Source organism: Trichocoleus sp. ST-U2, from assembly GCF_039961875.1.
In the GTDB taxonomy this organism is placed as follows: Bacteria; Cyanobacteriota; Cyanobacteriia; order Cyanobacteriales; family FACHB-T130; genus FACHB-T130.
Genome location: NZ_JAMPJY010000080.1, coordinates 1 through 12,144, shown reverse-complemented (window position 1 = coordinate 12,144; position 12,144 = coordinate 1). Strand labels below are relative to the sequence as shown.

The following is a 12,144-nucleotide window of genomic DNA, read 5'->3' as shown; positions in this document are numbered from 1 at the left end:
TGGTCTTGGCTCAACAGCCGCATCCGCAAACAACTCGACCAGTTTAATTGTTTGCGAGATGCAATCGAGCATGTCTTATGCTTGTCGTCCTAATTACCTTGGCGATTGCTATATATGAACAATGGGTGACGGTTCCCAACCACCAGACACACGTACTAATCAGAGCTTGCCGCGACCGATTGTTGGTAGGCACTAGAGAAACCCTGTTTACTCACTTGAGCCAACAGCCGTGTGCAGGCACCTATACGTTGCAGGTGATGGCAGATGAGCGCAAAAAACGTGTTGCTCGTGAAGCGTTAATGACACTCCGGTATTGCCGGGTGCAATGCCTTCGTCCTCGACGGCTCGACGGGACAGATTACCCCCACTCAGTGGTACTCTATGCCGTTGAAGCTGTGGAAATTAATCCTCCACCGGGACAAGCCCCAGTGCATTGGCGCTTGCTGACGACACATCGAGTGGTGTGCCTGGAGCAAGCCCTCCAAATGATTGCCTGGTACGGTTGGCGTTGGAGAATTGAACAACTGTTTGCCACTCTCAAACAAAGTGGCTTGAATCTGGAAGCGACCCAACTCGAATTTGGAGCAGCCATTCAACGTCTATGTGTATTGGCGCTGTCTCCTGCTGTGCGCGTGCTTCAGTTCAGGACTTACGCAAAGACACTAGATATAGCGTAGGCTCAAATAAGCTGCATACGAATAGACGGATGTTTGAGTTCCTTAATCAAGCAATCAGAAAGCCATTGGTGTTTGAGTTGGTAAATAGTTTCAGCCATGAGTGCAGCTAGTCTTTTCAAGTGAGTCCAAGCCAAAATCGCGCAAGCGATGTGATTGCGTTGAATTCTACCTTTACGACATTGGCAAGCTTCAATCCCAGTCAGTTGCTTAACTCCTCGATGAAACTCCTCAACTTTCCAACGCACAGCGTTCGCTTCTTGAACGTCATCCGATGAGTTTTGAGACAAGTCGTTTGTAACAATGTAATCCGTTCTGTCGGTAGAGACAGTAACTCGGAATAGCTTCACCTTCTGATCGCGGGGAAAGTTTTTAATTTTGATTAGCTTCCCTTGCTGTTGTTCTTGCCTCGACCAAGTTAGTTGTTCAATCTGCTTATATTTCTCTACTCCTCCACTATCATCTACCAAGCGATTTCGTTTCAAAGGACAGTAATAAATTTTACCTAATTGTTCGATTAAAGCCATCAGCTTCTGAGCGGCATACCAACTATCCATCAGTACTTTGGCAAACAGTAGCTGCTTGCTGTACACCAGATTGCGTAACATATCTGCCACATGGTCTAGCTTAGTCTTCCCATCCCTATCTGGGTCATAAACAAGGGTAGTCAATTACCCAGAACTGTCCTGTCCTCCCGTTCACATAAACACAACTAATTAGACCAATACCACGAATGACACGATGCTCTGCACCACTGTACTGTCGGCGGACAAGCTCAATACAATTCGAGAAATTTTTATCAATGACCGTATCATCAAAAATTATCGAGCCATTTTCATCTACTTGAATAAGATGTTCGACGTTATCCCGCAGGAAACGAGGAGTTAGTTTTTCTCCTCTCAAATATCGATTGATTGTATCGTGACTAAAAACTTGTAGATGCTCAGCTAAATTCGTCAGAGTGTAATTCGTCTGAGAGCTGAGCAAGTATTGGCAGTAGTCTAGCTTTGTAAATGACACCTGACGTTCAATTTTTACCTCGACTTGAGATTAGCACAATTGTTTGTCTTGTTCCGGTTCGGGAGCCTTATCTCCTCTACCACTATATCTAGTGTGTCTGCGTAAGTCCTGAGTTGACTCAAGGGCGTGAAGACCTCACTCAATCAGCAACAGTCGTCTTTTGTGATGCCCAGCAGCGTTGCCTGACAGAGCTTGCACCCACTCTCAATGGTCGCATCCCAAAACAACACAACCCTTTTCCTCCCCTAACGTTGGCTTGGGCATCTTGGTTGATTGCTCGTTTAGGCGGTTGGTCTGGCTATCAAAGCCAACGGGTTCCCGGAATTGTCACTCTTTTTCAGGGTCTGCGACAGATTGATTCCCAGTTTCTCGGTTGGTCTTTAGCTTCTTGCCCAGATGTGTATACACGGTAGCCGTTTACGGAGAGGGGCTGGGGGTGAGGTTCCTATATTGCAAGTGCGAACCGCTCTATATAAATTTGCTGACATAGCAGGAGATTTCTAAAGCCTAAAAATTCAAGCTATAGTTCGTATTTTTCTGAATTTTTGGCGTTTGCGCCCAAAAAAACCGATTTTTAGGTGGCAGTGTAGAGGGGAATTAAGCAACAATAAATCCATCTATTGATAGATGAATCGCCCTATGAGAGAAGAACGTCTCGAAGCCTATCTCAATCTGATCCAAGTGCTACTCAGTTCCTCTAGTGGCGAGGAAATGGAGATTTTGCAGACGAATCAAGCGCTCATTGATGCCGGGTTAGTGCAGACAATGGAAGCCGTAGCCGCAATGCTGGCAGAACGGGGCGATGGAGAAGCGGCGGAGTGGTTGCGGAATGTTGCAGCGCCAATGGTTACAGAAATGGGCTTATCATCGGCACCCACCGTTGTTAAGATGATTCCCGCATCGCCTCTGAAATTCTTAACTGAGGTGTTACAGGCAACCGCAGATAGCAATGGCGATCGCAAAGTAGTGTATCCGCTGTTACAAGCAAATCTCGATCAACTGAATGAGAAACTGGCTGAGATACTGCACGATTGGGCAATGATAATTCTGCCGCAAGTTGAACCCCAAGAAGCAAAATTTATTGGGGCGACAATCGGCGGATTCAGCAACCTGATGGCGCAATTTCCCCTAGGAGACAAGGAGAAAAACTTAGAAATTGCCATCACCGGCTACGAGATCGTGGTTACAGTTTTTACCCGCGAAGCCAGTCCCAACGAGTGGGCGACGACGCAAAATAATCTGGGCAATGCTTACCGCAATCGGATACAGGACGATTTGGCTGACAAAGATATGGCGGTACGCGCCGATCGTCTGGAACGAGCGATCGCGTGTTACGAACAGGCATTGCAAATTTATACCCGCCAAGCTTTTCCCCAAGATTGGGCAATGACGCAAAATAATCTCGGCAATGCTTACCGCGACCGGATACGGGGCAATCGCGCTGATAATCTAGAACGAGCGATCGCGTGTTACAAGCAAGCATTGGAAATCTACACCCGCGAAGCGAGTCCCCACGAATGGGCGACCATCCAAAATAATTTGGCACTTGCTTCTGAAAATTGCGAAGCATCTAATGTGCCAATTTAGACCGTAGGAGAAGAATACAAAAGAGAGTAGGGACGGAGAGACTCCGCTTCTATAACCCTCAGAATTTCTTCACCCAACGCCAGACTTTCACGAAGAAATTCTCCAGCCATAGCATCGCCTTATCCAGCCATTCCAGCAAATACTCTAGGGGGTGTTTGACGTATCCGGCTGGAGTCACCTCAGCCTCAATCCAGTCTGGCGAATGGGTGGCAAAGCTTGTCCGATTGCTTTGTGCGATCGCTGGCGATAGATTTGAAAGCGCCCCTTCGGCTTCTACTCGTGGCGTCTGGAAAGCTGGCGCTTTGGTAATCTTTCCTGAAATGTCTTTTTTGCGGGATTTTTTGGTTGTAGAAGGAGTTGGTGTTGGACGCGCCGCCATTGGCTCAGGCGCAGTGGGTTTGCGGGGCGTCAAAATCGTTTGTTTGAAACTCAGGCGAAGCTTAATCGACTTCCAGAGAGAATCCCCAGCAGGCAGATCCGGCTCGTTGGCTCCGGGGAGGGCAGTCCGGGTCTTCTTTCCTGACAGATGAGCTGACGGTGACGGTTGCTCTTTGCCTGCCACCCTTGGTAATGGGCGCTTAGGGGCGGTTGGCACTGGCTGCTTGCTGGTAGGTGAATCTGGCTTCCCGAATAAATCATTCATGGTCAGCCAGGGATCGGCAATACCAGTTGCGGTTAATTCTGGATTCTTCCTTTGGGCAGAGGCTAAGGAGGCAGAAGCGCCACCTGATATCCGATTTGTTTGGCTGTAAGAATCAGAATCAATTTCTGGGGTAGATTCCCAAGGTAATTTTCCGTTGCGCCTGCCAAAAAAGTAGTCAATTGCTGCCTGAATTAGTGCTTGGATATTATTGTGTGCTTGGGCATCTGTAACATCGGGAGACGCCGGTTGTCGCATCGGTTGGCTGAATACAGCTTGTATCCGTTGTAAAGGCGATTGTAAAGGCGATCGCTCATTTGCCTCTATTTCCCCAGTATGGGGTGTCAGCTTTGCCAAAAAGTCTTTTTGCCGGACTTCGATTGCAACCATCGTCCGATCGAGGAAGATTAATGGCTGAAGCAGTAAGGAGGAGGAAGGATGAAGGGCTTTGTTTCCGAAGGGTGGAAGACTTCCGATTTCCTCTCTAGAGGCGCTCAATCGCGTTCCCATTTCCTCTTGTGTTGTTTCTTGCCACCGCACCAGCGTTGATTCTTGGAAGAGATTGGCAGCGATCGCAACCGGCCCTTTTTGCACCCAAGCGATGACTCCCCAGAACAGACGCACGGGTGGTAACAGATGGCGCTGATTGACAGGAGGGCGAAGTTGTGCTGCAATTCCTTTCGCCGACGCTTGCACTAACCGCCACTGACGCCAGTAGTTTGCCAATTCCCAACGAATTCGCTGTTGTAATTTTTGCTGTTGTTCAGGGGTAAGAATATCTAAAATTTGATTGTCGGCGGTGACGAGTACCACGGAACGGGTAGCGAGTTGTGTCGCAACTCCCCGAACGACAATTTGATTGCGTAATGCCGCTGCCAAAGATTTTCCGCTACTTGTTCCCGCCGCCGCTTTGGGCTGTAGCGTTTGCACGACAACAGTTTCCGGGAGATTGAGCGGGGGAAGGGTTAAATTTGGGGAGATTGAATGACTCGATCCGCCCGCAGCGCTACGATCGAAAAATTGGAATCCAAAATATGTCGTAGAGACACGATTAATCGCATCTGCAACTTGACTGAAAATTCCTGCTTTGTTACTAGAAGTAGCAACAGAATTTGCCGATGGATTTAAAGCGAATTCTGATTCTTCCTGACCCGCGATCGCTCGTAGCACTTCCTGAATTGGCGCGTCTGTCGGTGGCGGCGTTGGCGGCGAGTTAGGACGTTTTGTTCGGTCTTTTTTACCAGAATGTAATTGTGGGAATTTTTCTTGCGTCGCTTGTTGTAATTGACGCCCCGCTAATTGGGAAGTTTGAGCCAGCAGATACACCGGATAGAGGAGGATTTGCGCTCCCCAAACCGCTGCGACTTTCAGATTTCGCACAGCGCGATCGCTCTCATCCTTCAACCGGCGAGATTTTCGGGAGAGGAAATTAAATAATTTGCTTTTATACCGACCATTGGGAGGGGAGGACATTTTGCGAAATGCTAAATGTTAATTGCTAATTGCTAAAAATAGTAGATGCCCTGATTTTATCGAAAAGATGACCGATTCCAAGACACCTTTTGTAACGCCCTCATGCAGCCTCCTGAGCGAAGCGATTGAGAAACTCTCTGCGATGACTCAGGTTAACGTTCAGACCGGCTGGCGCTACTGTACCGCAGACCTGACAGCAGATACCGTTCGCCAATCTGATTTCGGGAATGATTGGTTATCTATGGAGTTGAATGCGAGGGGACATATTGCTTGGCAAGCAGGGCAAAAGGTGTTGTGGCTTAGTCAAAAATTGATGATTCCCCAAGATTTACAAGGTTATGCTTTATCGGGGTTGGCGTTGCGGCTGGTGCTAACTTGGTGGGCAGAAGACGCGCAAATTTTTGTCAATGGCGTCAAAGTGCAAGCGGGAGATTTATTCGATTGCTCAACGAGGGTACTGCTGAGTCCCGCGGTGACGCCGGGTGAGGAGATTACAGTTGCCTTGCGCCTGGTAAGTCCCGGACATGATGATGGAGCATTAGTGCGATCGCGCTGTATATACGAATTTACCACCGACGCTCGGATTGAACCCGGTTTTGTCGCTGATGAGTTAGCTGTCTTGCAACGGTATTTAAAAACCTTTGAACCGGAAAAACTGGATATCTTGGCAGCTGCTGTAGCTGAGATTGACTGGACAGCACTGCCTGATGGACAAAAATTTGAGCGATCGCTTTCCGCCCTCCGCCAAAACCTGCTCGACACTCTAGGGTCAACAGAAGCTAAAATCCAAAATCTAAAATCTAAAATCTGTTTGCTCGGTCATGCTCACTTAGACTTGGCTTGGCTATGGCCTGTCAGCGACACTTGGGAAGCGGCTCAACGCACTTTTGAATCGGTTCTCAAACTCCTGCAAGAATTTCCCAACCTAACTTTCTGCCATTCTACACCTGCACTTTATGCTTGGATTGAGCAACATCGCCCGGATTTATTTGCCGCCATTCAACAACAAGTTGCGGCTGGACGCTGGGAAGTTGTCGGCGGAATGTGGGTGGAACCGGAACTAAATATTATTAATGGCGAATCGATTGTCCGCCAGTTGCTCTATGGTCAGCGTTACGTCTTAGAAAAATTTGGGCAATTGAGTACAGTCGCTTGGTTGCCAGATAGTTTTGGCTTTTGTGCCACGCTGCCCCAATTTCTGAAATCTGCTGGGATTGAATACTTTGTCACCCAAAAATTGCGCTGGAACGACACCACAAAGTTTCCCTATGAAACATTTTGGTGGCGATCGCTTGATGGTTCCCAAATCTTCAGCCTCATGTCTGCTCCGATTGGTGAAGGCATTGACCCGATTAAAATGGCGTCTTATGCCTGTGTTTGGGAAACCCAAACCAGTTTAAAAGAGAGTCTTTGGCTTCCAGGTGTGGGCGATCATGGCGGTGGCCCTACCCGTGATATGTTGGAAGTGCAAGCGCGCTGGGAAAAATCCCCCTTCTTTCCTCGTCTAGAATTCACTACATCTGAGAGCTATTTACAGCAGATTAGCACTCAGAATCCCAACTCAAAACCGTTCCCGGTTTGGGACGATGAACTCTATCTAGAATTCCATCGGGGTTGCTACACCACCCACGCCGATCAAAAGCGCTTTGAACGTCGCAGTGAAGGGTTGCTGTACCAAGCAGAACTTTTCGCTTCCTTGGCTAGTATCAGCACGGGTGCGCCTTATCCCAAGCAAGAGCTAGAATCTGCGTGGAAAAAGGTGCTATTTAATCAATTTCACGATATTCTTCCCGGTTCCTCCATTCCCCAAGTCTTTGTAGATGCGAATCAAGCTTGGCAAGAGGTGGAACAAGTGGGTTCGGAAATAGTACAGCAAGCCTTAAGCGCGATCGCAACTTCTATTGCCCTTCCCCCGCCGCCGCAACCAGACGCCCTGCCAGTTATCGTCTTCAACTCCCTGAACTGGCAACGCTCGGAAGTCGTTACCGTCCCCTTACCGGCATCTAAACATCACTGGCAAGTTTACAACTTAGAAGGGAAACTACTACCATCCCAGCTTTCTGAAGGCACGACGCTGTTATTTCTCGCTGAGAATATCCCATCAGTGGGTTATCGCCTCTTCTGGCTATGTCCTCAAAACCTATATCCTCAAGAGGAATTACCCTCAAAAAGGCAAAAATACGGGCATCCTAGCACTAGCCTTCCGGATTCTAATGCGACTAATCCAGATAATATCAGATATAAGGGAAAAAATTGCATCGTAGAAAATGACTTACTGCGGGTAATCGTTGATTCTCAAACAGGCGATTTAAGCAGTGTTTTTGACAAAATTAATCATCGAGAGATCCTCTCTCAAGTCGGAGGAAATCAACTCCAAGCCTTCCAAGATAGCGGTCAATATTGGGATGCTTGGAACATTGACCCCAACTATGCCCAACACCCCTTACCTCCCACCCAGCTAAAGTCAATTGAATGGGTAGAACAGGGGGCGGTGCAAACTCGTCTGCGCGTTGTGCGGCAGCTAGGCGAGTCGAAATTTTGCCAAGATTACATACTGCAAGCAGATTCGCCGCTACTGAAAATCGTCACGACTGTAGACTGGCAAGAACGCCACGTACTCGTAAAAGCCGCTTTCCCGCTTACCTTGACGGCGGATTCTGCTACTTACGAAATTCCTTGCGGCGCGATTGTGCGAAGCACACAAGACGCTAACGGGCGTCCTACTCAGCCTCAAACACCCGCAGAAACCGCCAAATGGGAAGTTCCTGCCTTGCATTGGGCAGATTTAAGTGAAAATGACTATGGCAATGACTATGGGGTCAGTTTGCTAAATGATTGTAAATACGGTTACGACGCCCAACCCTCACAATTACGCCTCACCTTGTTACGAGGTTCTACTTGGCCCGATCCAGACGCAGACCGAAGTTGGCATCAATTCACCTACGCCCTCTATCCTCATCAAGGTAGCTGGCAGTCAGCGCAGACTGTGCGACGAGGCTATGAGCTAAATTTACCGCTCCAAGTGATGCTGCTGCCATCGGTAGGCGAACAGAATTCGTCCTTACCTAATACTTCTGGGTTAACCTCTCCCCCCTTAAAAAGGGGGGTGGAAGAACCCGCTGCGAGAAATATGGCGTCCTTACCCCCCGTGGGTCAATTGTTAGACTTACAAGCTGAGAATCTGATTTTAATCGCGTTGAAGCAGTCAGAAGATAACTTGCAGCAGTGGATTTTGCGCTGTTATGAGTGTCACGGGGAAGAGGCACAGATGCAGCTGAATAGCGATTTGGATTTAGCGATCGCGCACCCAGTTGATTTGTTAGAGCGTCCCATCGATGCACCCGAAATGTCCGCTTCTGGGCAAATAGCCAGCATCCAGCCCTGGAAAATCGCTAGTTTTGTAGTGAAACGAACAGACGGCTGAGAAAATAAGCTGATGAGCAACCAAATACCGCCAGTTCTCGATAAAATTTTGAGCCATGACAGTACACCCGATGCTGTCTTTTCTGCCTTAGTGCCAGCTTTGGGTGAAGTCTTGCAGTGCGATCGCGTTTTTCTCTACCTTCGCGATCCCCATACCTCCATCGGTAAAGTTCCTTACTGTTGGCGTCGCACTCAAGAATATCCGAATATTCTTGATGCTGACTGGAAGGAAGAACCAGAATCTTTGCCAAAAGAAGATCCGCTTTTTGCTGCGGCACTGCATACAAAACCTTCTGTCTTTGTCGAAGATGTAGAGACAGCGAATCCGGAAGTCGTTAATAAAGCTTTCGAGCAAAAAGAATTTGGACATCGAGCATTAGTTCACGCTCACCTGTGCAAAGATAATTTGTTGTGGGGAATTCTGCAACCTTGTGTCTTTGGTCAGCCTAGAGTATGGACACCGGAAGACCGCTCTATTATTGCCATAGTAACAGAGAAACTAACCCCCCTTGCTGTTGCCTATATATTGGCAGCGAAGTCTTCCATACCTGCGAAGGGATAAATTCTCTAGCTACTAACACCGAAATGTAGAGACAAGGGTTATCGCGTCTCTACTAAATATTGCTTGTCTCCATAGCTGAATATAAATGAACCTGAATGTAGGGGTGTAGAATTATACGCCCCTACTCTTTACTTAGGTTCCTTACCTCGGTATATAATTGCCAAAATTGTTACACTTGCACAACTCATAAAACTAATTAAGTTTCCATACATTAAAACCAAATCGTTTCGATAATACCCATAGAGAACCCCATTAAGCTGAATAAAATTAAAACCGAGAAAAGTAATTAAAGACAAATTTTTAGAACTCTTAGTTTGAACAATCCTTAAGGCTTGTGGAATAAATAAGCTGGCGTTAAACACCATACCCAACCCAAAAAACAAGGTGACAATATCTTTCATATAGATACAAACTAAAGGTGATAAAAAAATGCAAATTAAAAGTTTTTAAGATAATCTAGCAATACCAAATTACCAAACCGCTCCGTTACTCATTTTCTACTTGTTGTCTCTGCCATTGCTTCAAAACTTCAAAAGCATTAAAGCCTCTATATTGCAAGTAATTTAATAGCTTGGCTTTGGTTTTTTGGTCGATAATTTGAAAATCATCAATTTTATACTTTCGCATGATCTTTGTTTTTAAACCATCCAGATCGTCTGTTTCCTCACTTCCCTCTGCTTCGATTTGTTCGTTCCAAACTTGCTCGAATACCTCGGAGGAAATCCCTTTTTCCATACATTTGCGCCTTACCATAGATTTCCCATATTTGCCTTGAGAGTAGGCAATCAAGTTGGCGACTAAGCGCGTGTCGGATTGATAGTCTCTCTCTTGCAAATAATTGATAGCCTCGGAGATTTCGTTTGGCTCAAACCCCTTTAATTGTCCTTTCTTTAAAAGTTCGTAAGCACTGTAATCTCGGCGGGAGATCAGGCGAAAAAAATAGTCAGTGCAACTCATTTATCAAACAGTTATTATGTTTATTGATTTTAACACATACAAAAGTTTAATTGTTGTATAGCAGTCTAGAATAATGTATGTTCAAAATATATTTTTAGGCACAAATACCCAAAAAATAATTATTTAAAGAATGAAATAAATTGTTAAGATTTGCCTTAAAATAATCAATGCGAATCGCAAAAAGCCAGCTTTTATACTCAATTCGATTCAACTGGCTTCGAGAAAATTATTCCTTGGATAAATTGCTGCATTTGTTCATAATGCGTGCCTTTCCAATAAACACGATCGCATTCACGACAGCGGCTAAATTCATCAATAGATTGTTGGATATTGGGTGGCACTTGGTCAAGAATCGATTCCTTATCCACAGGTTCTAATAAACCATTGCAACGCAAACATCGTTGCAATGGTTTGACGAATTCAATTAGAGCAAAGCGTCCCATTATCTCGCCCACCTGTCGCTCTGGATTAGTTTCTCTGACATAATATCCATGTGTTACCAAACTACGCATCAATAGACCCTTATCGCGAGTCAAGAGAATTCGTTCTTCAGATGCCGAAATTTGGGCTAACTCTAGATCGTCATAGTCATTTCGATACAGGGTATCAAAACCCAACATTCGTAAAGATGTTGCTAGTTTCCCTAAATGAATATCGAGAACGAAACGAGGAAATTTTAGCGGTTGAGGACGAACGAGAGAGACGCTAGATGTCTTTTCAGTCGCCGCAGAAATTGGATAAACATGGATGCGATCGCTATCCGTCACAATATAGGAAAAATCGACGGGTTTGCCGTTGACTTCGATATAATCCACTTCCGGATGAGGGACGCCAAAAGATTCGATCGTGTCCTTAATCGAGGCTCGTTCCTCAAAAACATGAGTAATGGTTACGTCCCGCTTTTTCCGTGGCAAGAAATCATTCAATTCTGCGTAAAAATTAAAATCTGCTTTAGCCATATTGAGAAATTAATACACCGTAGTTCAGAACCCCACCTCAACTCTCGTAAATAAAATTTATTCCTTGTCTTCCTCCACTTGCGAGGGAATAGAGGGGGTACGGGGAAGCCAAAATCTTGAAATTCTACTTCCCCATGAAAAAAAGTTTTTCTTTACCTTTCCCCTGCCTGCGGGGGGATAGTTGTAGGTCTTTGCAAATTTTCACAAGTGAGATGCTTGCGATCGCTAGTTGCCCTCTTGTGGCAACTCAATTAATTGTAGTATATTTGTAGTACACTTAAACAAGTGGTCGAGTTCTTGAAGCCACTGGGGAATTCATCAAAGTAATCAGAGCGTTCCTAAACATCTGCGGGGATACGCTCCAGCTTTGTAATGCAAGGAGTCAAATTATGGATGCAACCCAACCAGCCATCTTGAATATTATTGTGCATCTGCGCTCTTGTAATGAGCCATTTCTCCTTCGTTATAACGGGCAACCCCCACGCTGGAGCGATGAATCTCTGCATCGGGAAGCTTACGAACAAAATCCAGAATTGTATGCGCTTTTAGCTCTCATCACTCATGTTACAACGGGGCAGCGCCTGCGGATTTTGTTTCAGTTGCTGCAACGCTCTCGTGTGGGGATGTCGAAAGAAGCACGTCAAACAAGCGATCGCGTCATTAATTTCTTGTTGGCAATTTTGCACCCCGACCAAGTTTTGACCGTCTTTTTAGCACTGCGACGGGTACGAGCTAACGGGACTTAAACAGAAATCAACCCCAAACAAAGCCCAAAGCAGCTTTATAAGCGAAGAATACGTCTCGATTGTGGTTCAACCACTCGACAAAACGGAAAGACATCGCTGTCCG

Annotated in this window: 8 protein-coding genes and 2 pseudogenes; 6 read left to right on the top strand and 4 right to left on the bottom strand. The window is 46.2% G+C overall.

Features of this window, described 5'->3' with window-relative positions; genetic code table 11:
• Positions 1-110: 110 nt before the first annotated feature.
• A pseudogene (locus tag NC996_RS27500) lies at positions 111-677 on the top strand (IS4 family transposase); the annotation flags it as partial.
• A gap of 2 nt (positions 678-679) precedes the next feature.
• On the opposite strand, the pseudogene NC996_RS27495 reads toward NC996_RS27500, so the two are convergent.
• Positions 680-1,694: pseudogene (locus NC996_RS27495) on the bottom strand (transposase).
• A gap of 113 nt (positions 1,695-1,807) precedes the next feature.
• Between NC996_RS27495 and NC996_RS27490 the strand changes: the two are divergent.
• A complete protein-coding gene (locus NC996_RS27490) occupies positions 1,808-2,107 on the top strand; it encodes a hypothetical protein (protein WP_190684570.1) in 300 nt (99 codons plus the stop codon).
• A 226-nt stretch (positions 2,108-2,333) separates the two neighbouring features.
• Positions 2,334-3,281 (top strand): tetratricopeptide repeat protein, encoded by a 948-nt coding sequence (locus NC996_RS27485; RefSeq protein ID WP_190684567.1) that lies wholly within the window; start codon positions 2,334-2,336, stop codon positions 3,279-3,281.
• Positions 3,282-3,339: 58 nt separating this feature from the next.
• Here NC996_RS27485 and NC996_RS27480 read toward each other — a convergent pair whose 3' ends face one another.
• Complete coding sequence (locus NC996_RS27480) at positions 3,340-5,394, bottom strand: hypothetical protein (protein ID WP_190684564.1); 2,055 nt, start codon at positions 5,392-5,394, stop codon at positions 3,340-3,342.
• Between the two features lie 67 nt (positions 5,395-5,461).
• Here NC996_RS27480 and NC996_RS27475 point away from each other — a divergent pair, with 67 nt between their 5' ends.
• Together NC996_RS27475 and NC996_RS27470 are read left to right on the top strand one after the other, a co-directional pair.
• The gene (locus NC996_RS27475) at positions 5,462-8,818 is read left to right on the top strand and encodes an alpha-mannosidase (protein ID WP_190684561.1); all 3,357 of its coding nucleotides are present in this window, start codon (positions 5,462-5,464) and stop codon (positions 8,816-8,818) included.
• A 12-nt stretch (positions 8,819-8,830) separates the two neighbouring features.
• Positions 8,831-9,379, top strand: coding sequence for a GAF domain-containing protein (locus NC996_RS27470; RefSeq protein ID WP_190684557.1), 549 nt, complete (start codon positions 8,831-8,833; stop codon positions 9,377-9,379).
• A 486-nt stretch (positions 9,380-9,865) separates the two neighbouring features.
• On the opposite strand, the gene NC996_RS27465 is transcribed toward NC996_RS27470, so the two are convergent.
• Both NC996_RS27465 and NC996_RS27460 read right to left on the bottom strand, forming a co-directional pair.
• Positions 9,866-10,336, bottom strand: coding sequence for a regulatory protein RecX (locus tag NC996_RS27465; protein ID WP_190430743.1), 471 nt, complete (start codon positions 10,334-10,336; stop codon positions 9,866-9,868).
• A gap of 197 nt (positions 10,337-10,533) precedes the next feature.
• The gene (locus tag NC996_RS27460; RefSeq protein ID WP_190684555.1) at positions 10,534-11,295 is read right to left on the bottom strand and encodes a Mut7-C RNAse domain-containing protein; all 762 of its coding nucleotides are present in this window, start codon (positions 11,293-11,295) and stop codon (positions 10,534-10,536) included.
• Between the two features lie 389 nt (positions 11,296-11,684).
• Here NC996_RS27460 and NC996_RS27455 point away from each other — a divergent pair, with 389 nt between their 5' ends.
• On the top strand, positions 11,685-12,041 hold the full coding sequence (locus NC996_RS27455; RefSeq protein WP_190684552.1) for a hypothetical protein: 357 nt from the start codon (positions 11,685-11,687) through the stop codon (positions 12,039-12,041).
• The last annotated feature ends 103 nt before the right edge of the window (positions 12,042-12,144 follow it).

Excerpts from the sequence above, each read along its gene's own strand:
- NC996_RS27485 (WP_190684567.1), top strand. The coding sequence starts at position 2,334 with ATGAGAGAAGAACGTCTCGAAGCCTATCTCAATCTGATCCAAGTGCTA.
- NC996_RS27480 (WP_190684564.1), bottom strand. The coding sequence starts at position 5,394 with ATGTCCTCCCCTCCCAATGGTCGGTATAAAAGCAAATTATTTAATTTC.
- NC996_RS27475 (WP_190684561.1), top strand. The coding sequence starts at position 5,462 with ATGACCGATTCCAAGACACCTTTTGTAACGCCCTCATGCAGCCTCCTG.
- NC996_RS27470 (WP_190684557.1), top strand. The coding sequence starts at position 8,831 with ATGAGCAACCAAATACCGCCAGTTCTCGATAAAATTTTGAGCCATGAC.
- NC996_RS27465 (WP_190430743.1), bottom strand. The coding sequence starts at position 10,336 with ATGAGTTGCACTGACTATTTTTTTCGCCTGATCTCCCGCCGAGATTAC.
- NC996_RS27460 (WP_190684555.1), bottom strand. The coding sequence starts at position 11,295 with ATGGCTAAAGCAGATTTTAATTTTTACGCAGAATTGAATGATTTCTTG.
- NC996_RS27455 (WP_190684552.1), top strand. The coding sequence starts at position 11,685 with ATGGATGCAACCCAACCAGCCATCTTGAATATTATTGTGCATCTGCGC.